Source organism: Candidatus Villigracilis sp., assembly GCF_057083605.1.
In genome coordinates this window covers 16,669-42,295 of the sequence record NZ_JBXMTI010000119.1, presented here as the reverse complement: position 1 = coordinate 42,295, position 25,627 = coordinate 16,669, and the positions used below count along the sequence as shown (strand labels likewise).

Here is a 25,627-nt window from a genome sequence, read left to right as displayed (position 1 = left end):
CAATCGGCAGTATGACCATGGTCATACTGCCGATTGTCTTTTCTTTGAGATGTTTGCTTTATACGACACTCACAAAAATTTTCGAGGTAATCGCAGTGCCGAGCACTGCCGAGGTCTTGTCGTTTTGGATGGTGATGTTGTTGTCGTAAGGCGAATGTTCGGTTACCTTGAATTTTGTGCCTGGCACGAGGCCTATCTCATTAAGGTGACGCAGCAGAGATACATCTTCGCTGTGAACGCGCACGATCATTCCCTTCTGTGGTGGACGCATGAAGGAAAGAGGCATGGAGTCGTCAATTGGCATGATCAATTCAGCGGAAGGGATCAGGTCCCCATGCGGGTCACGAGCTGGGTAGCCAATTGCGGATGCGATGCGCGCTTCCATTTCCTCAGAAATGACGTGCTCCAGCCGCTCCGCTTCCTCATGTACTTCGTCCCAGGAATAGCCAAGCGTTTGCACCAACCAGGTCTCGATCAGGCGATGATGGCGGATGACCTCCAGGGCGGCTTTCTTTCCCTCTTTTGTCAACGTCACACCCTGGTGCTTATGATAATGGACCAACGCCGGCGCCGCTTTTGCGAGCCGCTGGATCATTCCCGTAACTGAAGCGGGCGCGATACCAAGGCGGCTGGCAAGCTCAGTGGTGCTGGCAGGTGTGCCATCCTCGCTTAGATCGTAAATGTGTTTCAGGTAATCCTGAATAGACTGGGTGAGCAGTTCGGACATTCAACTCCTATTTGATCAAAAGCCCTGTAACCCATAGCAGTAACATTCCCGTAAGGACGCCGCTAAAGACTGTCCCAGGCATGGCTTCTTTGGATGTGTCTCTTTGTATTAATTTTGCGATCTCATATACAACCTGGAAGATCGCGCCTGCACCAATGGCAAGAAAGAGCACGGCCAGAGTGGGGGAGGGAGCGAAGCCGCCGATCCATGCACCAATAATAGCGGGCGCGCCGCCGATGATTCCCATCAACGCCAGCGAGCGTAAGCTGGGCCGGTCTCGCAAGACGGGTGCGATGATTCCCAATCCCTCGGTGATATTCTGAATGATAAAGCCGACCACGAGAAAGGTGCCCAGTGAGATCTCACCGATATTATACGCCGCTCCGATGGCAAGTCCCTCACCTAAATTATGGATGCCAATTCCTGTGGCGATCATGAACGCGATGGATAGACGCTTCGCTGCTTCGTCCTTGCCTGATTCTGTCTGCCGTTTGGAGATTGCTTCAAGTAGGAGGAAGGTCGCTACCGCGCCGATGCCAATTAATCCGATTCCCTGAAATGTGCCTGGGACATTTGCAGTCTGTTCAAAGGCCTCAGCGATGGTATCCAGCCCAAGGAAGATAAGCAGCCCTGCGGTGATCGCCATCAAGAAGGTCATCCATCGTCTTCCCAGTGTTCGCAGGGCAGGGAACCAGAAGATGCCCAGGAAAACAGGAATGACACCTACATATAAACCGATCAACGCGAAGGCCCAAAAGGACTCACTGTTGGGTTCGGGTGTCTCGAATGCGACAGGGATCTCCATATTAAAAGCAACAGCATTGGAGGAAAAGAGCGTGATCGCATATGCCTCGCCATAACTCCAGGGAAATTGGATGCGAACAATGGCACGTCCCAATCTTGGAATAGTCGCATCGGGCGTGGCCTCAAAAGGCCATATGGCTGCATTGATAACTGCCTGAGCAAGCGTGATCTCCTGCGGCCCTGTATTTTGCACATGGATTTCAATGAACTCATCTTTGAGGACATATCTTTCAATTGTCAGTGATTCAATAGGAACAGGTGATTCGAGGTTGAGTCCGCCGCCAGTGTTTAGGAAGAGGGCAATGACTCCGATTAGTAGAAGGATTGGAAGCAGGAGCAGGCCGAGGGTCCTGAAGGAGAAGCGGGAAGTTGTTGTTGGTTGTTGATTCATGATGCACCATCAAATCTATTTAAGTACTTCGAATGAGCCGTTCCAGCCAAGTTCAGCGAACTCGGTGACATGGGCATGGAACATATACATGCCCGGATACCTATAAGAAAATTCCAGAATGCCGCGCTGGGCCTGTCCTTGAATAATGGTGTCAGTAAATTCAGCAGGGATGAGGCTTGTGCCAGTGGGGTAATAGTGGAAGAAGTTTGCGTGAAGGTGGAAGGAATTGATCAGATCGTATTCGAGGATGTTGACCAGGTAAACGCGAATCTTTTCATTGACTTTGATCTGGATCGGATGATTTTGATAATGGAATGGGATTGCATTCACCGCGTAAAAATCGTTTTCATCATCGAAGTCCACATCGAAGCCGCTCATGACCATGACCAGCTCGCGGTCAACGGGCGGCCTGCCTTCTTTCGGATCAACGATAAACGCACCATATAAACCTTTGGCGATATGCCTTGCCAGAGGGAAGGTATGACAGTGATAGAGATGCAGTCCAAAAGGCTCGGCATTGAATTCGTAGACGAAGGACTGGCCCGGGTTAACTTCGCCACCTGGGCCGGTACCGGGCACGCCATCCATCTCAGAAGGATGGAAGCCGTGAAAGTGCATAGTGTGTGCATGATCGCTGCCATTGATCAACCGGATGCGGATGCGATCTCCCTCAGTGGCGCGCAGAGTGGGGCCGGGGATGCGCCCGTTATACGTCCAGGCGGGGAACATGATGCCGGGGACGACTTCTATATCCTTGTTTAGAACTGTAATCTCATACTCGCGCAGAGTCTGCCCGTTTGGAAGGGTGGAGACTGTGCCATAGTCGAAGTCGGTTAAGGTGTCAGTTGGGTTGAAGCCGTTTTGCTCATGGTTAACTTCTCCAACCGTACCGGGCATGAGCCCGTCACCATGATCTTGTATTTGGATCGCATCGCTTTGAGTATGGGATGCACCGTTGGCTGTATCTGGCGCGCCATGCACGTGCTGATTCGCTAGTAAGGTTCCTCCTGCTGTGCCAACGATGGCAAGCCCGCCGAATTTTAGAAAATCTCGTCTGGTTAATGATTTCATATGTTTCCTCTACTTTCAAGATTTATTATTTTTTATTTCAAAGTGGATAAGTATGCTATCAGGTCGCGTATCTGGTCTTCTGTTAGCACATCTTTGTAACTCTGATACATGAGACCGGATGAAAATCCATCCACTACATACTGGTTTGGTTCGAGGATCGATTCGTGCAAATATTCCTCACCTGTTTCACCCGGAACTCTCTGATCTGCCCGGCTTGCAATGCCAGCCAGGGATGGGCCTACAATTACTTGATCAGGCTGGGTGGAATGACATGCGTTACATGCAGGGGCTGAATCGATATTCCCCTGATTAAACAATTCTTCCCCGGCTCTGGGATCACCTGCTGAAGTTGACTGTGCGCCACAGGCCGCCAATAGCGGGCTTATTATTACGAGCAATAAAGTTTTTCTATTTAGCATAAACAGCATCTCCGTTCTATATAGAGAAATAGGGTAAAAAATATTATATACGATACTAAAAAAATATTTAGTGAATCCTAAATTATTTTACCAAAGATAAGATTGGGAGTCAATACGGGCCGAGATGGCATTCACGGCTTTTGCAAAGTCAGGAATTTCTTAACACGAATTACACGAATGTGCGAATGGTGCGAATAAATCTTGAAAATTTGGCGAAATTCGCCTGAATGGAATTGTTCTACTGCTGGAATAAAAAAGCAGGCAGATCTGCAAAATCTGCCTGCTTGAGGATGCAATACTATTTACTTGTGTTTCAGCAATCTGGCTGAATTTCCCATAATCCCAATATCCGGCAAGGATTGGGCCGCGGCGGCTAGCACAGGTGGGAGGATGCCAAAAGCCGCGAGAGATAACCCTACAATGTTATAGACAGTAGTGAATATCAGATTCATCCTGACGATTTTCATGGTGCGTTGAGCGATCTTCAACACCTCGGATACAAGGTTCCAGTCTTCGCGCATGAGGGCAATGTGCGCCGCTTCGATGGCGATGTCTGTGCCTGCCGCGCCCATCGCAATGCCAACATCCGCCTGGGCTAACGCGGGTGCATCATTTACGCCATCACCAACCATGACGACTACATGTCCCTTGGCCTGATATTCTTTTACTATATCGATCTTGTTTTCTGGCAGGAGATTTGCGCGGTAAGAAACGTCTAATTTTTCTGCAAGTGCAGAAGCAGTTCTTTCATTATCACCGGTCAGCAATTCGATATGACGGATGCCCAAAGAGCGCGCCTCTGCCAGGGCGGCTGGAACTTCTGAACGGAGAGTATCTGCGGCAGCCAGCACACCAACTAATTGGTCATTACTTTCTAGATACAAAAGCGTTTTCCCCTGTGATTCAAGTTCATTGATTACTGAAAATGTTTCGGCAGTAGAAATCATGCGACGATTGCCAAGTGCGATGCGATGTCCATTTATGATGGCTCGCACACCCAAACCAGGAATGGCTTGAAAGTCTTTCGGTTCAACAAGAACAATATTTTCATCACGGGCAAGGATACGCACTGCTTCAGCAAGCGGATGTTCGGAATAGCGTTCTGCGGAGGCCGCGAGAGTCAATACTTCGGCGCGGGAAAGCCCGTTCAGTGTGATCACATCCATCACCTGCGGCTGACCAAGGGTGAGCGTGCCAGTTTTATCCACAAGCAAAACATCAGCCTTTGCCAAAGTTTCAAGATACTTGCCGCCTTTGATGAGCAACCCGCGTTTGGCGCTTGTCCCTACAGATGCAAGAATAGCCACTGGTGTTGCTAATGCGAAGGAACATGAACATGCAACCAATAAAACGGCAGCAGTTGACAACGGATTACCGCTGATCAAGAATGTCAGCGCGGCAATGGCAGCAACAACTGGAAGATACCAAGCGGAAAATTTATCCGCAAGTCGTTGAACATCTGCGCGGTGCGCCTCGGCTTCTTCCACCATTTTGACCACGCGTCCAAAGGTCGTATCCGCCCCGATGCGTTTGGCACGAATCCGCAGGCTGCCCAATTTCGCAATGGTGGCGGCATAAACATGTGATCCACTGGCGGCTTCGACGGGCATTGACTCGCCTGTAATTGCAGATTGATCGATGGTTGCCTGCCCGCTGACGACTTCACCGTCCACCGCGATCTTTTCACCGGGACGTATGATGACTGTTTCGCCAACTTTTACCTCGCTGACGGGGATCTCCAACTCAATGCCATCTCGTTCCACCCGTGCAGTTTGGGGAGCGAGGGCGGTTAATTCCTTAACAGCGCGGCGTGCACTTTCGGTGGTGAAGTTCTCTACATAATCACCGATACGCATAAATACAACTACAAGCGCCGCTGTGACCCATTGACCAACGGCTAGCGCGGCGATCACGCCAACGGTCATGAGTGTGTGTGAAATAATCTGGCGTTTGAGTGTAGCGCGGATGACATTTAAAAATACAGGATAGCCACCTACAATGACCAACGCCAGACCAAGCAAAAAGGGGACGCGGTCATTTAGGAAATCGAATAAGCCCATCCCTTCACCGAAGATCACAACACTAAGAATGATGGCGAACACGCTGACTAGCAGGATCGTTAATCGGCGGTTGAAATTGTCCATTGAAAGGGGAGCAGGTTGAGGCGAGTCCGAGGCGGGTACTTCATATCCAGCACCCTTAACCGCAGCACGGATGTCAGGCATCGTCACCTGAGCTGGGTTGAGTTTTACTATCGCTTTTTCTGTGGCGAGAAAAACATTCACAGACTGAACGCCAGGTAGTTTTTCAATGGCATGTTGAACATGTTGCGTGCATTCAGCGCAGTCCATGCCTTTTATGGGAACTTCAAGAGTTTGTAGATCAGCCATTATCGGAAACCTTTATTTTAAATTACGACATCAGTGCGGAATTCATTAGATGACATTATATCTAAAATGGATTAGCGCAGTGCAACAATGGTCGATTTCGTTATTGTGCAGGGCAAAATATGTTGTAACTTTATTCACAAAAAGAGATGACATCTATCCATTTCAAAAAACGGGGGCATGGGAAATAATAAGGTCAGCCATAACATTATTAGAAGGGTTGCCTTATGTCTGTCCAGCAATTGAGCGAAAGCACGGAAATGTATCTGAAAGCGATGGTCGAGTTAAGCGACCGCGAAGTAGTGGCGATTGGCCGCCTGGCTGGGCGTTTGAGCGTGACCTCTGTTTCGGCAAATGAGATGGTGCGCAGGTTGGGCGAGCAGGGGTTGGTGAAGCATACTCCGTATAAGGGCGTGGGGTTGACGAGGAAGGGGCGAGAGGCGGCCTGCAATGTGCTGCGGCGTCAGCGACTTTGGGAAGTTTTCCTTTATGAACATTTGAAAATCGAATGGGCAAAAATTTATGAACTGGCTTGCTTGCTGGAACATGCCACTGCGCCTGAAGTAACGGAGGCTTTGGCTGTTTTTCTCGGTAACCCGCAGACCTGCCCACGTGGAAACCCCATCCCTGCGGCAGACGGTTCATTTACACCGCTGGATGGTGTTTCGTTAAATGAGGCCACGGTGGGCGAGACGGTGCGAGTGATTGCAGTCAATGCCACGGCAACCGATGTGCTCATGTATTTGCAGGAACGCAATATTTTGCCTGGTCGTGAATTGACCGTGCTGGAAGCCGCGCCATTACATGGGCCGCTGACGTTGCGAGTGGAAGAAAAGGAAGTGGCATTGGGGCTGTCTCTGGCAGAGTTTGTGATCGTGAAAAGGAAATAGTAACATGGTGGTCGAGTAACCCCGAATGCTCTTTGAGGGGTGTATCGAGACCACCAGTTTTAGGAAAAATTTTCTCTCAAGAATTTCTTGTTTGTTTGTAACTGGTTGGTCTCGATACGGCGAACAAGCACCGCCTACTCGACCAACAGAAATATTTCAAAAGGAACATTATGATCGAATCTACCCAACTTCATTTATTACAACCCGGCCAACAGGCCACCATCATATGCATCAAGGGTGAGAGTGCCCTGCGCCGTCGCTTTGCTGAAATGGGAATCATCAAAGGCGAGATGATATTGATCGAACGCAATGCGCCGCTTGGCGACCCCGTGGAATATTTCATCAAGGGTTATCACCTTGCGCTGCGAAAAGAGGAGGCCGCACAGATTGAAGTGTTGCTGCACGGAGCGGTAAATGGCTGATCTGACCATCGCATTGGCGGGCAATCCTAACGCAGGCAAGACAACCATCTTTAATGCGTTGACGGGCCTGCATCAGCACACAGGTAACTGGCCTGGCAAAACAGTTGAAAAAAAAGAAGGTGAGATCACGCATGGCAAATTGAAAATCAACATCGTAGATTTGCCAGGAACCTATAGCCTCACGGCCTATTCGCCAGAAGAAATCATCGCGCGCGATTACATCATTGAGGAACGTCCTGATGTAGTCATCAACGTTGTGGATGCAACCAACCTCGAACGCAATTTGTATTTGACCGTGCAGATTCTGGAGTTGGACGTCCCTGTGGTGATGGCGCTCAATATGGCTGACGATTTACACAAGGAAAATGCGAAGATCAATCTCGATCACCTTTCGCAATTGCTTGGCAATATCCCCATTGTGTCCACAACGGCGAATCGGGAAAAGGGTATTTCGGATTTGATTTCCAAAGCTGTACATGCGGCTAGAAAATAGAAGCATCTCTGATGTGCGAGCGAGACTCTCACCTGCACTTGCGTGCGGTGCAAGTGCCAGTCGCGAAGAACGCTCCTTCAGAGTGACATGACTAGAGACAATATGACCATCACAACTACATCCCAGGAAATTTTTCGGCTTGATTATGGGGGCAAACTCGAGCGAGAGATCGCAAAACTTATCAAGGCTTTTGAAGAGATCAAATTTAATACAGGCCGTTATCCGCAGCGTTGGCTGGCGATAAAACTGCTCGAAGCCGATGCGGATATTCTCACGCGCGTGCAAACCATGGATAGCGGCATGCAAGTCATTACGCTCGCGCAACAGGGGGCGGAACATCTCAAGGCCATGTTGGGCGATGATGTGGATCTGCTGACTGCCGACCGCCGCTATGGTTATATCAATGGTGTTGTGCGCCAGTCGCTTCACCGGCCGCTTATGGATGGCCTTACCCTAACGGACCGCATCGATAACATCGTTACGCACAAGTGGCTTGGCCTGCCAGTTTTCTTCGCGATGATGTATGTCGTTTTTCGACTCGTGATCGACGTCTCTGCTCCGTTTTTGGATTGGACAGATGCCATCATCAACGGCTCGATTGCGAGCTGGTTCTCGTTCATTCTCGACCTGTTGCGGGCTCCGTTATGGATTCATTCCCTCATCATTGACGGAATTGTCGCGGGCGTAGGCGGCGTGCTGGTCTTCGTACCTGGCTTGCTCATCTTATATTTTTTCCTCGCCCTGCTGGAAGATTCAGGCTATATGTCCCGTGCCGCCTTTGTAATGGATCGTTTCATGCGCGTTGTCGGCTTGCATGGTAAATCGTTCATTCCCATGATCTTGGGGTTTGGCTGCGCCGTCCCTGCGGTGTATGCGACTCGCACCATCGCCAGCCGCCGGGATAGAGTCCTGACAGCGTTACTCGTCCCGTTGATGTCATGCTCGGCGCGGTTACCCGTCTACGTGGTTTTTGGCCTGGCCTTCTTCGGCGCACGAGCAGGGACAGTCATCTGGGCCATGTATGCATTGGGCATTATTGTTGCAATGCTGGCAGGCATGGTTTTCACCCGCACCATCCTCAAGCCTGATGTCTCATCCGCATTTGTGTTGGAATTGCCGCCTTATCGTCAGCCCGCGCTCAAGAGTGTGCTGATCCACATGTGGGAGAATACGCGTGAATTTGTCCATAAGGCAGGGACAACCATTTTCGCCGTTTCAATGGTAATGTGGTTCCTGCTTAACCTGCCGTGGGGTGTGGCTGAACAACGCAATTCATATTTTGGCAAATTCAGCGGGGCTATCGCGCCCGTCTTTGCTCCGCTTGGATTTGGTAATTGGGAGACAGGTGGTGCGCTGGTGTCAGGCTTCATGGCTAAGGAAATTGTTGTCAGCACTATGAGCCAAATCTATCTCGGTGATAATGAAGCGATACCTGTTGAACCAACCACCTTCGGCGAAGACCTGCTTGACATTGGGACTGGATTTATAGATGCAACCATCAGGTCGGGCAGAATCCTGTTGAGCATCATCCCTGGTGTGAATCTGGTGGATGAAGCATCGGCCAGCGAAGACACCGCCTTGAGCCTCGCTTTGCGTGAACGGTTCACGTCATTGAGTGCCATGTCGATGCTCGTGTTTGTCTTGCTTTATGTTCCCTGCGTAGCAACACTGGGAGCGATCAAGCATGAATTCGGTTTATCGTGGGCTATCACTTCCGCTGCTTATCAAACTGCTGTCGCATGGGTTGCGGCCTTTATCATCTATCAAGTTGGAACACTGCTGGGGCTTGGATAAACCGTTGATGCTGAACCAACTGCTTACATTGCTGGAAGCGAAAGAGAACGGCCTCAGCCTGGCCGAGATCAGCCGTGAGATGAAGGCTCAGCCGTCTGCGGTCTTGTCGATGATCAATTTATTGGTGCGAAAAGGGAAAATACTTGAGATTGGCCCCGATAACAAATGCTGTACCACCTGCGGATTGGAATCACAATGCAGTTTGCTGGCCGCACGTGGGAAAAGATATGTAGTTGCACAACGCCAAAGTGTTCTTTATGAAACTATGCTGGGATCTTAATCTTACAGATGGTTATTGCTCTGGCTTTGGGAATACCCGCCCCGTTTTGTTCATATACTCTCGATATTTCTCGCCAAACGAATCGAGCATCATTTTTTCTTCGGCCTGCACTCGCAGGAAATAGAATGGAATGAAAACGATCAGATTCGCAAAACCCACCAGCCAGTTTTTCAGGAGCAGGGGTTGTGCAACGACCAGAATCCATTGAGAGGCATACATGGGGTGACGGATCAACCCGTATATACCGCGAGTAATGAGTTCATGCTTTTCGCGAACTTCAAGCGTGGGTGACCAGTTCAACCCGAGGTCCGCGTGGGCGCGCCAGAACACGAAGAGCGCTGCTGCAATGAGTACAACACCCAGCCAGCCTGCCCAGGTTGGCAAAGTGTAATTTGCAAAATCCAGCCAACGGGTTGTGGAGTAAAGAAGCGGCAGGAGGAATCCGCCTACAAAAAGCAAACCAAGAATGGACTTTTCCTGAGCAGTAACTTGCTGTTCGGCCATCTTTTCCAGTTTGCGCTTTTTATTAAGCGGTGCGCGAATGATCATTTGTGCCACGATTGTGGCCCAAAATGCAATGGCGAATACTTTCATTTTCTTGCCTCTACTCTGACTTTTCTACAACTACAGTTGCCTCAGTGACCAGAGCGGCAATTGCCCCAATGGCCGCCAGTTGTGGGGCCAGCAATACACCCACCACGCCAAAGGTCATTGGGATTTCCATCAAGGTCTTTCCATCTTTATCTTTGATGATCAATTTTCGGATATTGCCTTCGTGGAGCAATTCCTTGATCTTGGCGATCAATTTCTCCCCATCAATTTTGAATTCCTCAGTTCGAGTTCGTTCAGACATTGTGCCTCCAGTTATTCAAACCATTTTTTGTCGAGTGGCGGCCATTCGTCGCTTTGGTCTGCGCGTTCAGCCCAGTTTTCCTTTCCACTCCATTCTTCGACCTTGATCGCATAAATGGATGTGGCGCGCAGTTCCTTATCTGTGATCTCGCGGTATTCCTTGCCCGCGGTCATGGCGGGGAAGTATTTGCTGATCAGGCCATATAGCAATCTACGCGCTTCATCGGGATTGGTTACAACCCTGGCCGTACCAAAGACGACCACGCTGCGGAATTGTAACGAGAACTCAAGCGCCACATTGGATGGGAGCATTTTTCCCAACACACTCGCCTCCATACTGACCTTTGGATTGGCCTCGATGTTTGAGCGGATTCTCCCCGCAACATTCGAGTGGAAAACGATCTGACGATTTTCCTCATCGAACCAGAATGTGCTTGGGTTGATGAACGGCTGGCCATCCATTGCTGTGGCGAAATGTCCCACCTTGGCTTCTTTTAGAAAAGCGGATATCCAAGCCTCATCCTTTGTCAGATGAGGCCGACGTTGAAATGCAGTAGGGGATTGGTTTTCGTAATTACGGGGCATGATTTTTCCAATTTTATGATTATCGATCATCTACGAGCAGACGCTTATACCACAGCCATTGAGCCGTATAACCGATGACGACGCTCATCGCCACAATGATCCAACTCGCAAGGTTGATGCCGCCCAAAAAATTCAATAGAAAATAAACTCCCGCGCCTGTGGTCAGCGAGCTGAGCATGGAAACTTCCATGGCGATCAGGTTGGCAATGCTAAATGGTTTATTTGTCGGTGGCACGTTGCGTGGACGCCACTTGAAGGCTGGCGCAATTTCAGGACTATGTTTGATGTAGAATTCCTTGATCGTATTCATGGCTTCTACGGCTTCATGCCAGGCGGCGCGCAGCCGAGCGAGCTGGGCCAGGGTGAAAGAGCCCATGAAGGTTAACATAAAGAAGAGCAGGCAAAACGCAAGCGAGATGCCTTTTTGTTGTCCATCGAATTGCGTCCCTAATATGGCCGCCGCAAAGGAGCCAACTGTCACAAAATAATAGGATGAAAACCGCGAACGGTCTTCGTTGGATTGAAAGACATTGTTCGCAATATACTCATATTCAGCTTGCAGTATCTGGTCATTGTCTAATTTTGGTTTTGCCGCCATGCTTTTCTCCGTTTTTTTATGAGATGTAGCGATTATCGCATAAGTTTGACTTTGGCGCAAAAAAGGTCTTGTGTGCACAAGACCTTTTTGTTTTTTTTGTCGTAATTGGTGTTTCTGTGCTTAAGCCTTGAACGCCCATTCGCCTTTTCGCATCACAGGTTCACGTGAACCGTCTTTATTGATCCCGTCGATGTCCATTTGCGGCGAACCGATCATGAAGTCCACATGTTGAAGGCTCACGTTGCCTCCAGCTGAGATAAACTCCTCGTCGTTCAATTCCTCTCCACCCGTAAGAGTGAAGCGATAGGCCCGTCCAATCGCAATATGGCAGGATGCGTTTTCGTCGAACAAAGTATTGTAGAAGAGATGTCCACGCTGGGCAATGGGGGAGCTGGCAGGGACGAGTGCTACTTCGCCGAGGCGGTGCGCGCCTTCATCTGTATCCACCAGTTTTTGCAAAGCGGCTTCGCCCTTCTTCGCGTTGACTTTTACAATGCGTCCATTTTCAAATGTAACCTGGAAATCTTCGATCAATGTTCCACCATAACTTAATGGGAAAGTGGAGGTGATGACACCATCCGCGCGGTTGCGATCTGGCAGGGTGAAGACTTCTTCAGTAGGCATGTTGGCGGTGAAGGCCACACCATTTTGCGCCATGGATTGCGCGCTGATCCAGAGATGTCCGTTGGGCAGGCCGAGGGTAAAGTCTGTGCCTGGAGCTTTGTAATGCAGGGCTGTGTATTGTTTGGCTTGCAAATATTTTGCGCGTTCACGCAGGAAGACGATATGTTTTTTCCACGCGTCAATCGAGTCGGGCTGGTTGATGCGGGTCGATTCGAAGATCGCTTTCCACAATTTTTCCTGTGCTTTTTTGGCTGAAAGATCGGGGAAGATTTTCTTTGCCCATTCCTCGCCAGCGGCGGCAACTACGCACCAATTAATTGCATTGGTGGTCACTCGTTCGCTAACCTTGCTGGCGGCATTCAAATGTCTTGTTTGCATCATGCCGACCACTTCAGGGTCAAGACTGCCAAGCAGATCGGGGTTTGCACCTGCAATGGAAAGCAGGGCATCCCCGTTATTGATCATGTTCATGATCGCATCAATGGTGTGCGTGGGATATTCATCAAAAGAATCGCGAGGTGCGTATTGCGCGCGCAAACGCATCATTTCTTCGTCGCCCCATATCACTTCAACATATTTTGCGCCAACCCCATATGCGGCCTTTGCCACTTCACGCACCAATGGCGCAAATTGATGCGGCACACCGCGAGTTGCCATAAGTGTGATGATCAGCCGTTGCCCGGCACGAATGTTCAAGCCGACTTTTACGATTGCTTCTGCGTATTTCGCCAGCATTTCCTGGTGTGTTTTGCTCGTCATATAGCCTCGATTGTTAGGAATGTTCCAAGTATAGCATGGACGTTTATTTTGCGCCCTGCTGTTTCTTTGAAAAACTTTTTGAATAAACAGTGAGGCCAGCGCAGTGGCCGGCCTCACTAATTCGGAGCGGTCTAGATTTTCGATTTTACTTTGCTTCTAACACCCTGGAGGCAGGGCAGTAGATGGAGTCCAGATGCTGCTGTTGTAGAAGCATAGGAATGCTGTTTCATTTACATTGCCCGTAAAGCCGCCCGTTGGTTGCAGCAAAAGAACGGACGATGAGTTGGTGAAGGACGCATCATCCTGATCAACCCATAAGGCGGCAGGCGAAGTGCTATCCCGCTTTACGATCATTCCCTGACCTGTAACTGGGTTGTGGATTGCGAACCATGTCCCGTCCCAGTCTGTGATGGTACAGCCGAAATCACAACCTGCTGTAAATTCTGTCAACAGACTGATTCCTGTTGCGTCAGGATGCAGGACTTGTGTGAAGCCATCCTTTGGGTACAAACGCGGAATATACGGCCTGACATCGTGTGGGTAGGGCGTGCCGCCGAATGAAAATTGCCTCTGTACTTTAATGCGATTGGCAGTCGGTCCCGAATCGAAGAATTGATATTTTGTGGTGATGGGCAAATCAGCCGACCCAAAACAGCCCGAGGAGATCGAATCAACGTCCACCTTTTTACTATTGGGGGTATCCCAAGTGCCTGTGGTGCCCCATCCAACCAATGAGCCGAAGAAGAAGGATGGAGTCCCTTCATTTTCGGATACCCAACTGTTGCCGAAATATTCAAGGTCCCCTCCTGATGGGCAATTCAGGTTGGCGGCTGTGTTGGTCAGGTTGGGTGAGCCCATCCAGCGAATATCCACAATCTCCTCAGGATTAGACTCGGACCAGTCTACAAAGAAATTGCCAGTGGTCACCGTTCGATTGATTGGATCAATGGTGGCTGCCAGGACTGTAGTTGTTATCATAAGGGAAACAACCGAGACGGCAGCAAAAATTTTTAGAGATTTCCTGTTCATATTTTTTCTCCTTGTGCCTGACGAGGCGTTCATATAAGACGAGTGCCGCTCCACCTGCCCGATGGAATTGGAGCCAGGGGTATTGCAGGAAGATTTGAAGTTATTTTGCATAGGTTTGTTAGACGGTAAATGATTTGATCCCCCGCCGTTATCGTAGCATCAATGTGTATGGCCGGCCAATTCCTTATAAAAAATACAACTTTTTCCCTTGCAGCGGAATCACCCAATGTACCTATTCGTTTAGTTTAATCTTAAACCTGGATCGTGGTAGATCGAATTGAACACCAACGAGACTAAATATTTGGGTATATACTTGTAACAAGTCATTATTCCATTATTTAGGAGACCTTCCGATGCTTGCCATCGAAAAAGTCGATACTGAAAATAAGAAGCAGGTCAGGCGTTTTGTGGAATTACCATATCAGATATATGCAGACTGCCCGCAGTGGGTGCCTCCGCTCAATGTGGATGCTTACAACCTGCTCAACCGAAAAAAACATCCCTTCCACGAACATTCGGATGTGGAATTTTTTATCGCTGTACGCGATGGTCGGGATGTGGGGCGGATCGCTGCAATCGAGAACAAGCCTTTCAATAAATATCGCAACCACAAAACTGCTGATTTTTATCTCTTTGAATGTGAAAATGATATGGAAGTTGCAACCGCCCTTTTCAATACGGTCTTTGATTGGGCGAAAGCGCGCGGCTTGAATAAGGTGATCGGCCCGAAAGGCATGGGCCCCCTCGATGGCTACGGGACTTTGATCTTCGGGCAGGAAAACCGTCAGACAATGACCATGCTCAATTACAACCACGCATATTATCAGTCACTGGTTGAGGCGCAGGGTTTCGTCAAAGAAGTGGATTTTGTCTCGTGCTACCTTCCTGCTGATAAATTCCAACTCCCTGAGCGGGTGAAACGAATTGCTGATCGGGTAATGGAGCGGGGGCATCTTGAAGTAAAAAAATTCAAGAGTAAAAAGGAATTACTGCAATGGGCGGATCGGATCGGAACAGCCTACAATAATGCCTTTGTGAGTAATTGGGAATATTATCCATTATCGCAGCGTGAGATCGATTTTGTGGTGGAAAATATTATGACGATTGCCGACCATCGCTTGATCAAGATCATTACACATGGAGAAGATGTGGTGGGATTTTTGTTCGCGTTCTACGATGTATCTGCCGCGCTTCAACGCGCGAGAGGAAAATTGTTTCCATTCGGCCTGATCGATATTTTGCTGGAAATGCGTCGCACAAGCACAGTTGCTGTTAACGGCATGGGCATTCTGCCTGAGTATCAGGGGCATGGTGGCAATGCCTTGTTATATTACGCGATGGGGAATACCTTGCTGGAGTTCAATCAATTTGTGCACGTTGAAATGACTCAGGTGGCCGAGACCACCGAGCAAATGCGCGCAGATCTAAAGAATTTGAACGGCGTGGAGTATAAGAATAACCGTGTGTATCGGAAGGAAATTTAATGCGTGATGCGTGAAACGTAAGAACAAAATAATTGATACGCCGTGCTTTCCTCATTACTTCTAACTTATTACTTTTTACTCATCCCTAATTACTCGTTACTTTTCTTCCTCACTTACTACTCATCACTTCCGCTACTTCAAACTGTATGATCTCGCTCATTCTTTGCGCTTCATTATCTTCCAGCTTGCTTAGCGGCAATATGATATGAAACTGGCTGCCGGGGAAATTAACTTCATCGTAGCCGGGGCTTTCCACCCAGATGCGACCTCCGTGTGCTTCGATAATGCCCTTGGATAATGCCAGCCCAAGCCCAGCGCCTCCACCTTTGAAGCGTGTCTTGCTGGTGGAATGTTTGCCCAATTCCCCTGGTTGATAGAATTTAGTGAAAATGATCTCGCGCACGGTAGGGTCAACGCCAACGCCAGTGTCGCTGATAATGATCTCAACGCCGCCGTTTGGCAGATTGATAATGGCAGGTATGTGATGCCCTGTGACCGTGATCTTTCCATCATTAGGAGAAAACTTTGTCGCATTGCGGATGATATGGTGGAATAATTTTCTCAGCAGGTTCGGGTCTGCCTTCACATGCGGCAGGGGCGACAGGTCAATTTTTAGAGATTGCTTTCTTTCCCGAATTGAATCGGCCTGTTCAAGGCAAACTTCCTTTATCAGGTGGCCCAATTCGACAGGCTGTAGATGAGGCTTGAGCGAACGTGCGTCGATTTGCGCAATGTCGAACATCGAGTCCATGACTTCGTGCAAGCGGATCGTGCCTTCATGGATACCTTTCATCATGCGTTTGAGATTTGAACCCAGGCTTGGGTCATCCATCAGCATTTCGGTATAGCCTTTGATCACGGTCAACGGCGTGCGGAGTTCGTGTGATGCAATGCTGATGAAATCAGATTTGGCCTGATCGATCCTCTCAAGATCCTGGTTGTTTTTCTCAAGCGCGCGGCGTGCCTGGCGCAACTCATTATTTAATCGCATCAGGTTATCGACCAGGCGGGCATTTTCCAACGCCACTGCTGTCTGGCTTGCGTGGGAACTTAATGTTGTCAGGTCATCCTTGGTGTATCGGTTGCCGCTTAGTTTGGGGCCAAAAGCCAGCAAGCCGATCCATTGTTTTTTTGCGAAGATGGGCAGGTACACTTCAGCGCGGAGGTGAGTGAACCAATCCCGCTCAAAGGGAGAAGCATTCCGAAAAGCCGGGAGCAGGTCCAGGTCATATTGAAGAAGCGGACGTTGTTCCCGTATGAAATGCGAGGCAATGATCCCAGTTTCGTCCAATTCCACCGCGATCAATTGTCTTTCTTCCGGGCTGCTTGCAGAGCGCAGTTTGTATGTCTTGCGTCCATCGGCCTGGCGTTCAGAGTCGACCAGGAAGAGAAAGCCGCGTTCGATCTGCATGGATTCTAGAATGATGCCAACCGCAATACTGGCCAGCCGATCCATATCAAGGATGTTGCTGATGTTTTCGCTGTATTTATGAATGGTCAGGCTCGGGTCGTATTGATCGCCCTTCATCCATTTGTTGATCGTGCGTGAGACCAAACCTGATAATGGCGCAAAGACGATGGCAAGCACTAACGAGACGAATGCCCCCGCCAGCAGCGGGTTGAAATTACTTGCGCCCCCAAACAAGGCTTGCAATAATAAAAAGCCTCCCACATAAAACCCAACAATCGTAATGACTATGGCTACATAGATCAAGACACGCCGCATGATCTGTCTTAGATCAGGGACATGGTGTGTACCGATCACATAGGCAGTGGTAATTGCAACCCCCAAACGAAAAGGTTGACCGACTATCGTGATGGCTGAGAAAAGTAAAATATCATTGACGAGCATAAAAAATATCGCGGGCCACCAATAGTTGAGGCGGTTGCGAAACAGTTGCTGGCGGGCCTGTTTGCCTGCATTTGCCAGCGAAATGATTAAACCGATGGTGATGATCAACCATCCAAGAATGGCCCAGGCCGGCCCCAGCCTCGTGCGGAATAGTGCGACGCTTCCATTTGTCCAAAGGATTTCAGGAAGGTTGAACGCGTTGGTCAGTACCAGCCCCAGACCAAGCATCCAGAGCACCCAGAAGCCAATCCATATCAACCAGGTCTCACGTTTTAAAAATGTTTGAAGCGCCAGCATCAAGATGACGGCGAGGGTGATCGCCACATATGTTTGTAATTCCTGGAACAGGAAAATATCATCCCCATTTTGCCAGACTGCTTCTGCAACATTCATGACCATGGCCAGCAAGGCATAGAAAGAAACAAGCCAGGTGGCAGCTCCGTGCCCCTCGTCCCTTCGTTGCACTGCGAAGAAAATGACCGGCAGGTATAGTGCGCCAAGTAAAAGTAAATAGATGAATTGCATCAGCGATGTGTTCATATTAACGTGGAAATTTTACTCGAAAAATTTCGTAAATAGGTTATCATTGTTGTTATGCTTACATCCCGTGCCTCCCGCCAAAAATATAATTTTTCTTTTGACTTTTTTCGCCCGGATGGACATGTTATTTTTTCGGATTTGGCATCAGCCCGGGCATTCGCCGCCCAAATGTCACCGCTTCGCACGGACCCCGTATCTGCTTCTGATCTATATGCACTTTCCCTGCTTGACGAGGCTTATCATATCCTCCTCAAGCATTTTTATAGCAGATACACCGGCGTCATGGGGCGTGCCATGGGTATGTTGCAATCCAATCTCGGCTCAAAATATGACCTGACCCTCACAAAATTCACCGAGGAATTTCCTCCCGTTTCTGTCTTTCGCGGCCAGGTGACAGCGGGTGTGTATCTCTCAACCCGGGTTCCAAACTTTGGTGATTTTGGCCGTGGAGTGCGCGCCGCCACCATCGAAGAGATGCTGCTGATCAATAACTCCAATAAGAACCCGGCGGTTAATAAATATAAAGAGCTGGTCAACGAAGCGACGATGAACGGTTCTTCTTATGTTGAATTCATCCAATACCTGCTGGATTTCTTCTCCCATCAACCAGGTTTTGGAAATGGTGAACTATCGCAAGGTGAAACTCTCACAGATATGCTGACTGCGCCAATCAAAGCCTCACCTGATTCTTTGGAAGGGCAGTTACGCTTCATTATGGATAGATGGGGTTATTTACTTGGTGAAGAATTCTCTGCCCGTATCTTGCGCGGATTGGATTACTTGCGCGAAGAGATTATCCGCCAGCAGGGGCCGATTGACTCATCCAAGGCTGAAACTTACGTGCCTTCTTTTGCCACCAGCGAATATGCTGAATACGAACGCTACAGCACAGATAAAGACTGGATGCCTCGTCTGGTTTTGATTGCCAAGAATACCTACGTCTGGCTCGATCAACTTTCCAAACAATATCAACGCGAAATTAAAACCCTCGACCATATCCCAGATGAAGAGTTGGATTTGCTTACCTCACGCGGATTCACAGGCTTGTGGCTGATCGGTCTATGGGAACGCAGCCGCGCCTCTAAGCGCATCAAACAGCGCATGGGGCAGGATGACGCTGTCGCCTCTGCGTATTCTCTTCATTCATATGATATTGCCAGTGATCTCGGCGGTTGGGATGCATTGAATAATTTGCGCACTCGTGCCTGGGCGCGTGGAATCCGCCTGTCTGCTGATATGGTTCCCAATCATATGGGCATTGATTCCACCTGGGTAGTCGAACATCCTGATTGGTTCTTGTCCTCACCATTTTCTCCGTATCCATCCTATTCCTTCAAATCCGAAAATCTTTCAGACGATCTGCGAGTCGGAATTTATCTTGAAGATCATTACTACAGCAAAACAGACGCCGCTGTCGTGTTCCAACGCCGCGATCTGCAAACAGGCGACCTGCGTTACATCTACCATGGCAATGATGGCACATCCTTCCCATGGAATGATACTGCTCAGTTGGATTACACAAATCCTGCCGTGCGCGAAGCGGTCATTCAAGTTATTTTGCACGTTGCGCGTAATTTCCCCGTTATCCGTTTTGATGCGGCCATGACTCTCGCGAAAAAACACATTCAAAGATTGTGGTTCCCCGAACCTGGTGCAGGCGGAGCCATTCCATCCCGCTCGCAATTCGGCATGACCAAGGCTGAGTTTGACGAAAAAATTCCCGAAGAATTCTGGCGCGAGGTCGTGGATCGTGTCGCCGCCGAAGTTCCTGATACGCTTTTACTCGCCGAAGCCTTCTGGTTAATGGAGGGGTATTTTGTTCGCACACTTGGTATGCACCGCGTTTACAACTCCGCGTTTATGCACATGTTGCGTGATGAAGATAACGCCAAATACCGCCTCGTCATCAAGAACACGCTTGAATTTGATCCGCAGATATTAAAACGCTACGTCAACTTCATGAACAATCCCGATGAAAAAACTGCGGTCGAGCAATTTGGCAGCGGTGACAAATATTTTGGCATTTGCACTCTGCTCTCCACGCTGCCCGGCTTGCCTATGTACGGCCACGGACAGGTGGAAGGCTATTCTGAAAAATACGGGATGGAATTCCGTCGCCCCAAATTGGATGAAACTCCAAATGACGGACTCGTCCGCGGGCATGAATGGCGTATTTTCCCGCTTCTTCATCGCCGTTCCCTGTTCGCTGACGTGGAGCAGTTCCTGCTCTATGATCTTCAAAAGCCATACAGCGGCGTGGATGAAAATGTCTTTGCCTATTCCAACCGCTTCGACGATGATCGTGGCCTGGTGATCTACCACAACAAATTTGCCGACACCAAAGGCTGGATCAAGACCTCTTCAGCTTATGTGGATAAATCAAAAGGAAAATTAGTACGCAAAAACCTTGCTGAAGGGTTGGGCTTGCCTCGTGTGGGACATGTCATCTTCAAAGACTATGTTACTCAGCTTGAATACATCCGTTCTTGCAAAGAATTATGGGATAAGGGTTTGTATGTTGAACTCGGCGCTTATCAATGCCACGCTTTCATGGACTTCCGATTCGTGGGTGATACTGAGTGGAAGACTATCTGTGATCAATTAAATGGCGCAGGCGTGCCATCCATGCAGGATGAATGGAAGAACTTGTTTGCGGTAGTGGAAGAAACCCCGGTAGAGGAAGTGCCTCCCGTGAAGAAGAGAGCTGTCCGCAAGGCGGCTGTGAAAAAGAAACCAGCGATTAAAAAGGTTGTGGCGAAAAAAGTTGCAAAGAAAGTTTCCGTAAAAAAACCCGCTGTCAAAGCGAAAGCAGCAAAAGCTAAAAAGAACATTACTAAAAAAGTTACTGCCCCCAAGGTCAAGCCAGGCAAGAAGACTGTAAGCCAAAAGAAACCAGTTGCGGCTAAAAAGAAAACCGCTACAAAAAAATCAGCAGCGAAACCTTTGGCTGTGAAGAAGGTCGTGAAAAAAAATAAGAGTAAGTAATATTGGCATCATTCGTGGGCCACGCCTATGAATGATGCCAATCAAGTTTTGGGTGGAGAAGAGGTTCCTTTAACAGAATCAAACATCAGATTAAGGATGATGCGCGTAGGCACTTGGGATTATATCCGCCCTACAATTCCCATACGAAATCATAATAATTCCATCTTTATTATTGACTCGTAATTTGAAAAGTACTATACTCATCACAACGAGGTAATGCCATCATGCGCTTATTTCAAGGAAATACCCAGCTTAGTTAAGACAGACACGCGAATATCTGCGCGTGTCTTTTTTTATGTTTCTCTAATCAAAAGGAGACTTAAATCATGGACTATGGACTGATCGGCAAGCTCGAAAAAGCAAAACGATATGCAGAAGACCGAAGGCGGTTCCGCTTCAACCAGTTCGACCTTACATTTCATGGGGAAAATAATGACCACCATGTTAGCTACGATAATGGCACGTTTACCTGCGATTGCGAATTCTTCCTGACCCACAAACGTTGCAGCCATACAATGGCACTTGATATCCTGCTCAAGGATATGATCGCTGAAACCGTACAAGCTTAATCGACAATTGAATATTTAAACTGCCATCCGCAAAGCGGATGGCAGTTTTTTTATGTTTGACTCTTTCCCCCAAACGTGCACTTGGTTTGGGAGGAAGGCCGGGATGGGGGGCACATTCTCATTAAATCTTAAAGAATATGGTGTAAAATTTTCAGCATGAAATCTTACCTATCCCGACGCGACTTTCTAAAACTTGGCGGCCTCACTTTAAGCGGACTGGCTTTTTCGCCCTTCCTGCCAGGCCTGACCAGTTTTGACGATAGCTTTGTTGTACGAATAGCCACAGTTGAAATGCCGGTGCGCAAAGAGCCGACCGATGAAAGCCGTATTGAACTGACCTGGTATCGCGATGAGCTTGTGCATGTTTATGAGGAAGTGAAAGCCGAAGAGCCGCCGCATAACCCGGTCTGGTATCGGGTGTGGGGGGGCTATCTTCATCGTGGGCGTTTGCAACGTGTGAAGACGATCTACCAAACACCGCCTAGCACCATCCCTGAAGGCAAAAGATTTTTAACAGAAGTCACTGTCCCTTTTACAACTCCTTATCGTTTTTCCAAAACATTTGGATGGGAACCTTTGTCGCCGCCTTTATATTATGGTTCCGTCCATTGGGTTGAAGCGCTGGAACAGGGCCCAGAAATGGCAGATTACAAAGGCCCATGGTATCGCATTTTTGATGAGCTTGATTCAAATGTTTCTTATTATGTCCCTGCTATTCATTTGCGAATGATCACGGCTGATGAAATGGCACCGATTTCACCGGAAGTGCCTTACGAACAAAAGATGATCGAGGTAAATCTATCATCGCAGACACTCTTTGCCTATGAATATGGAAAACTCATTTTCCAAACTAATATTTCCTCCGGTGTTCCGGGGGACCCAACAGGCGGCGCAGGCATCCCAACCACTACACCGGCTGGGCGGTTCTCCATTGTGGATAAAGTTCCCTCCAAGCATATGGGCTATAGTTATTTTGGCGCTCAAACCTCGGGTAATTTGCTTGCGGATGTGGATAACTACGTTCTGCCCGGCGTTCCCTGGACTTCGTTCTTCACGACCCAGGGACACGCCTTCCATGGAACGTACTGGCACGAAAATTTTGGCGCGCCGATGAGCCATGGTTGTATCAACATGCGCAGCGAGGATGCCAACTGGCTCTTCCGCTGGGCAAGGCCAATCCACACCAATGATGCAGTAGCCACCCGCGGGCTTGGCACAGAGGTTGAAGTCCATTATTAGTATCCCTTGGATTTCACTCCTAAAGCTGACTCTAAACTCAAAACAACCAACATCCTAAAGGATACGCTTCGCTATGCCAACACTCGACTGGAAGGGCAAGCATCTCACCCCGCCCGCGCCTGCTACTCTTATTCAAGATTCAGTTCTCTACCCGAAAGGACGCGGCTATGCAAAAGCCCGCCCGGATGGTCGCGTCATTCTTGGGGATAACCTTGCTGTGATGGCAGCGCTATTACCTGAATACGAGGGGCGTATTAATTTAATTTATGCCGATCCACCGTTTTTTACCAACCGAAAATTCTCCGCCCGTGTTGGCAGGGGAGAGGACTCGCGCAAGCCATCAAAATGGAAACTGGCTGAGGGATATCACGATTCCTGGCTTGATCTGGATTCCTACTTGCAATTCCTGTACGAACGGCTTTCCTTAATGCATCGTCTGCTTGCGCCAACTGGAACTTTATATCTCCATCTCGATTGGCATGCTGATGCATATGCACGCTTGATCCTGGATGAGATCTTTGGTGCTGAAAATTTTATTAATGAAATCATATGGACGTACCATGGGCCTTCCCCGATCAAGACGGCGTTCAACCGCAAGCACGATACCATCCTGTCTTATTCAAAAAGCAAGGACTATATTTTTAATGCAGACGATGTTCGTGAGCCATATAATCCGAACACGGTCACTACATTTAAGTCCTCTCGTAAGGCAGGCTTTGGCAAAATCCCCGATCTGGAGCGCGGAAAAGTTCCAGAGGATTGGTGGTATTTCCCGGTTGTAGCTCGACTACATAATGAGCGCACAGGTTATCCCACCCAAAAACCAGAAGCTTTTTTAGAAAGAATTATCCGCGCGTCTTCAAATGAAGGTGACCTGGTAGCGGATTTTTTCTGCGGTTCAGGAACCACCTCTCTTGTGGCAGCGAAGAATGGCCGCAAGTTCATTACTTGTGATGAATCCATTCGGGCAGTTCAAACGGCGCGTTCCAGGCTGGCTGAAACAAAATCCGTTTTTTCGTTCGAGCGGGATTCTGTCATAAAAAATGTAATGGCTTATAAGTCGAAGAAAATAAAAGTGAATATCTCTGGCGGCTATATCAGGCTGAATACTTCGCTGGATGTGGATTTCTGGGAGGTGGACCCTGATTGGGATGGGAAAATGTTCTTGAGTGCAGCACAGGCTCAACGTCACGCACGAAGCGGTGAACTTTCTCTTGAATTAAAAATAAAAATCGGAGGCAAGGTCTGCATCCGATTGGTGACTGTTCAGGGGAAACAATTTCAGTTACACATCTAAGCGGTAACCAACACCGCGAATGGTTTTTAGGAATTTAGGATTATCGGGGTCGAGTTCTATGGCGCGGCGAAGCCATGAGATGTGCACATCAAGTGTGCGTGTATCGCCGGTGTAATTTGTTTCCCAGGCTTTCTTGAAGAGGGGCTCGCGTTCCACCACTTCTCCATGCTTATCCATTAATAGATGTAACAAGGTAACGAGGCGGGGAGTGAGCTTGGTGCTTTTACCAAGACAGCGCACGCGGCGCTTTTCAACATCCAACCGAATGGGGCCAACATGCAAAACATTTTTCCCATCACCCGGCAGAAGCGGCTTGATGCGGTTGACAAGTTTTTGAACTGTGAAAGGCAATGCCAGTACTGCATCTGCTGCATCCTTGCTGACTTCCTTGTCATCTTCAAGTATCAGAATGATGGGAAGCTTTGCATCCTTCTCACGGATCGACTGGCAGATACGCAGGCCAGTACTTCTTAATGAAGCAGCGTTGATCACAACCAGGCTTGGGCTTACTTCTTTAAGTAATGCAACTGCTTTGCTGCCATTTTGGGCAATGTGAACATCAAATCCCTTCTTCTGCAAATCGGAGGCAAAAGAAGGGATCTCTGCGTGTTTAACTTCAATGACCAGAAGTGTGGTGGTTTTCATAATTTGTGTTGGATAAGGCCTGTCTTGGAAATATTACCTTGTACTTCAAATTTATTAAGGTCTCCGCATTATACACCAAATCTTAACAAATGTTTTTAATCGTTGGTACTATATTATTAAGGTTGGCATCTATGTGTTTAATGTTCTCATTCTTCATTCACCCACATTGCTTGACTTTTTTATACTTACTTGGTAACATCGGCAGGCTAAACTAATCGATGCGGGGTGGAGCAGTGGCAGCTCGTCGGGCTCAATACCGCGGGATTAACAAATGAATACGAAACACCGAGGAGACATCGCAGAACAAGCAGCAATCCTTGAAGCCCTAAAGAGGGGCTGGGGAGTTCTTCATCCTGTTGGAGATAATCAACCTTATGATTTGGTCTTCGACGCTTTTGGGATGTTGATCAAAGTGCAAGTGAAATGTGCGTGGTTCAATAAACCATCTCAGAACTATGTTGTTGACAATCGCCGAACAAAGACCAATCGGCGTGTGATGATCAGAGATGAGTATGATGAATCAGATTTCGACTTTGCACTTGTATATTTACCAGATTGCAATTTGTTTTATGTGTTTCCGGTGCGAGTGTTTATCGGCTACGGCAGTGAAATTCACATGGTCGAAGCTGACAAGCGTCAACGAAGGCCAAAATCGGCTGACTATCGTAATGCTTGGGAGTTAATTCAGCAATGGGCTGCGAATAGGGAAACTTATTCGTGATCACTTGTCAAATTCGGGGAAGCCTTTCACAAAGGTAATCCCGAGCCAAGCTCTGAAAGAAATTTTAGAGAAGGTGTAGAGACTTAATGGCAAGCACCCTAACAGATTATGCTGAGGGTGAAGAGAAAGTCCAGACCACGAACTGACGAAGGTCAGGCGGCGAAAGCCGA

Annotated in this window: 24 protein-coding genes; 11 read left to right on the top strand and 13 right to left on the bottom strand. The window is 48.5% G+C overall.

Features of this window, described 5'->3' with window-relative positions; translation table 11 throughout:
- Window positions 1-58 precede the first annotated feature (58 nt).
- From AC14M5_RS18025 to AC14M5_RS18005, 5 genes are all read right to left on the bottom strand, one after another.
- Window positions 59-727 carry a metal-dependent transcriptional regulator gene (locus tag AC14M5_RS18025; protein ID WP_484031090.1) on the bottom strand — a complete coding sequence of 223 codons (669 nt, stop codon included), beginning with the start codon at window positions 725-727 and terminating at the stop codon, window positions 59-61.
- A 7-nt stretch (window positions 728-734) separates the two neighbouring features.
- Window positions 735-1,922: a ZIP family metal transporter gene (locus tag AC14M5_RS18020; protein WP_484031089.1), complete on the bottom strand. Its 1,188-nt coding sequence runs from the start codon at window positions 1,920-1,922 to the stop codon at window positions 735-737.
- A gap of 15 nt (window positions 1,923-1,937) precedes the next feature.
- Window positions 1,938-2,993: a multicopper oxidase domain-containing protein gene (locus AC14M5_RS18015; RefSeq protein ID WP_484031088.1), complete on the bottom strand. Its 1,056-nt coding sequence runs from the start codon at window positions 2,991-2,993 to the stop codon at window positions 1,938-1,940.
- Between the two features lie 32 nt (window positions 2,994-3,025).
- Window positions 3,026-3,412: a c-type cytochrome gene (locus AC14M5_RS18010; RefSeq protein ID WP_484031087.1), complete on the bottom strand. Its 387-nt coding sequence runs from the start codon at window positions 3,410-3,412 to the stop codon at window positions 3,026-3,028.
- A gap of 302 nt (window positions 3,413-3,714) precedes the next feature.
- On the bottom strand, window positions 3,715-5,802 hold the full coding sequence (locus AC14M5_RS18005) for a heavy metal translocating P-type ATPase (protein ID WP_484031086.1): 2,088 nt from the start codon (window positions 5,800-5,802) through the stop codon (window positions 3,715-3,717).
- A gap of 224 nt (window positions 5,803-6,026) precedes the next feature.
- Between AC14M5_RS18005 and AC14M5_RS18000 the strand changes: the two genes are divergently transcribed.
- The 5 genes from AC14M5_RS18000 to AC14M5_RS17980 all read left to right on the top strand — a co-directional run bounded on the left by AC14M5_RS18000 (window position 6,027) and on the right by AC14M5_RS17980 (window position 9,678).
- Entirely contained in the window at window positions 6,027-6,689 is a 663-nt protein-coding gene (locus AC14M5_RS18000; protein WP_484031085.1) for a metal-dependent transcriptional regulator, read from the top strand.
- Window positions 6,690-6,859: 170 nt separating this feature from the next.
- Complete coding sequence (locus tag AC14M5_RS17995; RefSeq protein WP_484031084.1) at window positions 6,860-7,111, top strand: FeoA family protein; 252 nt, start codon at window positions 6,860-6,862, stop codon at window positions 7,109-7,111.
- Complete coding sequence (locus AC14M5_RS17990) at window positions 7,104-7,604, top strand: FeoB small GTPase domain-containing protein (protein ID WP_484031083.1); 501 nt, start codon at window positions 7,104-7,106, stop codon at window positions 7,602-7,604. The genes AC14M5_RS17995 and AC14M5_RS17990 overlap by 8 nt, the downstream gene beginning before the upstream one ends.
- Before the next feature lie 102 nt (window positions 7,605-7,706).
- Window positions 7,707-9,398 carry a ferrous iron transport protein B gene (feoB, locus tag AC14M5_RS17985; RefSeq protein WP_484031082.1) on the top strand — a complete coding sequence of 564 codons (1,692 nt, stop codon included), beginning with the start codon at window positions 7,707-7,709 and terminating at the stop codon, window positions 9,396-9,398.
- 7 nt (window positions 9,399-9,405) lie between these two features.
- Window positions 9,406-9,678, top strand: a complete 273-nt coding sequence (locus AC14M5_RS17980; RefSeq protein ID WP_484031081.1) for a FeoC-like transcriptional regulator — start codon at window positions 9,406-9,408, stop codon at window positions 9,676-9,678.
- 12 nt (window positions 9,679-9,690) lie between these two features.
- Here the strand turns inward: AC14M5_RS17980 and AC14M5_RS17975 are convergent, their stop codons facing one another.
- The 6 genes from AC14M5_RS17975 to AC14M5_RS17950 all read right to left on the bottom strand — a co-directional run bounded on the left by AC14M5_RS17975 (window position 9,691) and on the right by AC14M5_RS17950 (window position 14,125).
- On the bottom strand, window positions 9,691-10,272 hold the full coding sequence (locus AC14M5_RS17975; protein ID WP_484031080.1) for a protein-S-isoprenylcysteine O-methyltransferase: 582 nt from the start codon (window positions 10,270-10,272) through the stop codon (window positions 9,691-9,693).
- Between the two features lie 10 nt (window positions 10,273-10,282).
- Window positions 10,283-10,531, bottom strand: a complete 249-nt coding sequence (locus tag AC14M5_RS17970) for a DUF4342 domain-containing protein (protein WP_484031079.1) — start codon at window positions 10,529-10,531, stop codon at window positions 10,283-10,285.
- An 11-nt stretch (window positions 10,532-10,542) separates the two neighbouring features.
- Window positions 10,543-11,115, bottom strand: a complete 573-nt coding sequence (locus AC14M5_RS17965; RefSeq protein ID WP_484031078.1) for a pyridoxamine 5'-phosphate oxidase family protein — start codon at window positions 11,113-11,115, stop codon at window positions 10,543-10,545.
- A gap of 19 nt (window positions 11,116-11,134) precedes the next feature.
- Window positions 11,135-11,713: a hypothetical protein gene (locus AC14M5_RS17960; RefSeq protein ID WP_484031077.1), complete on the bottom strand. Its 579-nt coding sequence runs from the start codon at window positions 11,711-11,713 to the stop codon at window positions 11,135-11,137.
- A 120-nt stretch (window positions 11,714-11,833) separates the two neighbouring features.
- Window positions 11,834-13,096, bottom strand: a complete 1,263-nt coding sequence (locus AC14M5_RS17955) for an aminopeptidase (RefSeq protein WP_484031076.1) — start codon at window positions 13,094-13,096, stop codon at window positions 11,834-11,836.
- Between the two features lie 156 nt (window positions 13,097-13,252).
- Window positions 13,253-14,125 (bottom strand): hypothetical protein, encoded by an 873-nt coding sequence (locus AC14M5_RS17950; RefSeq protein WP_484031075.1) that lies wholly within the window; start codon window positions 14,123-14,125, stop codon window positions 13,253-13,255.
- A gap of 353 nt (window positions 14,126-14,478) precedes the next feature.
- Between AC14M5_RS17950 and AC14M5_RS17945 the strand changes: the two genes are divergently transcribed.
- Window positions 14,479-15,609 carry a hypothetical protein gene (locus tag AC14M5_RS17945; RefSeq protein WP_484031074.1) on the top strand — a complete coding sequence of 377 codons (1,131 nt, stop codon included), beginning with the start codon at window positions 14,479-14,481 and terminating at the stop codon, window positions 15,607-15,609.
- A gap of 109 nt (window positions 15,610-15,718) precedes the next feature.
- Here the strand turns inward: AC14M5_RS17945 and AC14M5_RS17940 are convergent, their stop codons facing one another.
- Entirely contained in the window at window positions 15,719-18,001 is a 2,283-nt protein-coding gene (locus tag AC14M5_RS17940; protein WP_484031073.1) for an ATP-binding protein, read from the bottom strand.
- Window positions 18,002-18,055: 54 nt separating this feature from the next.
- Between AC14M5_RS17940 and AC14M5_RS17935 the strand changes: the two genes are divergently transcribed.
- From AC14M5_RS17935 to AC14M5_RS17920, 4 genes are all read left to right on the top strand, one after another.
- The gene (locus tag AC14M5_RS17935) at window positions 18,056-20,986 is read left to right on the top strand and encodes an alpha-amylase family glycosyl hydrolase (RefSeq protein ID WP_484031072.1); all 2,931 of its coding nucleotides are present in this window, start codon (window positions 18,056-18,058) and stop codon (window positions 20,984-20,986) included.
- Window positions 20,987-21,312: 326 nt separating this feature from the next.
- Window positions 21,313-21,555: a hypothetical protein gene (locus tag AC14M5_RS17930; protein WP_484031071.1), complete on the top strand. Its 243-nt coding sequence runs from the start codon at window positions 21,313-21,315 to the stop codon at window positions 21,553-21,555.
- A 156-nt stretch (window positions 21,556-21,711) separates the two neighbouring features.
- Entirely contained in the window at window positions 21,712-22,794 is a 1,083-nt protein-coding gene (locus AC14M5_RS17925) for a L,D-transpeptidase (RefSeq protein WP_484031070.1), read from the top strand.
- A gap of 73 nt (window positions 22,795-22,867) precedes the next feature.
- The gene (locus AC14M5_RS17920; protein ID WP_484031069.1) at window positions 22,868-24,091 is read left to right on the top strand and encodes a DNA-methyltransferase; all 1,224 of its coding nucleotides are present in this window, start codon (window positions 22,868-22,870) and stop codon (window positions 24,089-24,091) included.
- On the opposite strand, the gene AC14M5_RS17915 is transcribed toward AC14M5_RS17920, so the two are convergent.
- Window positions 24,080-24,736, bottom strand: a complete 657-nt coding sequence (locus tag AC14M5_RS17915; protein ID WP_484031068.1) for a response regulator transcription factor — start codon at window positions 24,734-24,736, stop codon at window positions 24,080-24,082. The genes AC14M5_RS17920 and AC14M5_RS17915 overlap by 12 nt on opposite strands.
- Window positions 24,737-25,007: 271 nt before the next feature.
- On the opposite strand from AC14M5_RS17915, the gene AC14M5_RS17910 reads away from it, so the two are divergent.
- Window positions 25,008-25,457, top strand: a complete 450-nt coding sequence (locus AC14M5_RS17910; RefSeq protein ID WP_484031067.1) for a group I intron-associated PD-(D/E)XK endonuclease — start codon at window positions 25,008-25,010, stop codon at window positions 25,455-25,457.
- The last annotated feature ends 170 nt before the right edge of the window (window positions 25,458-25,627 follow it).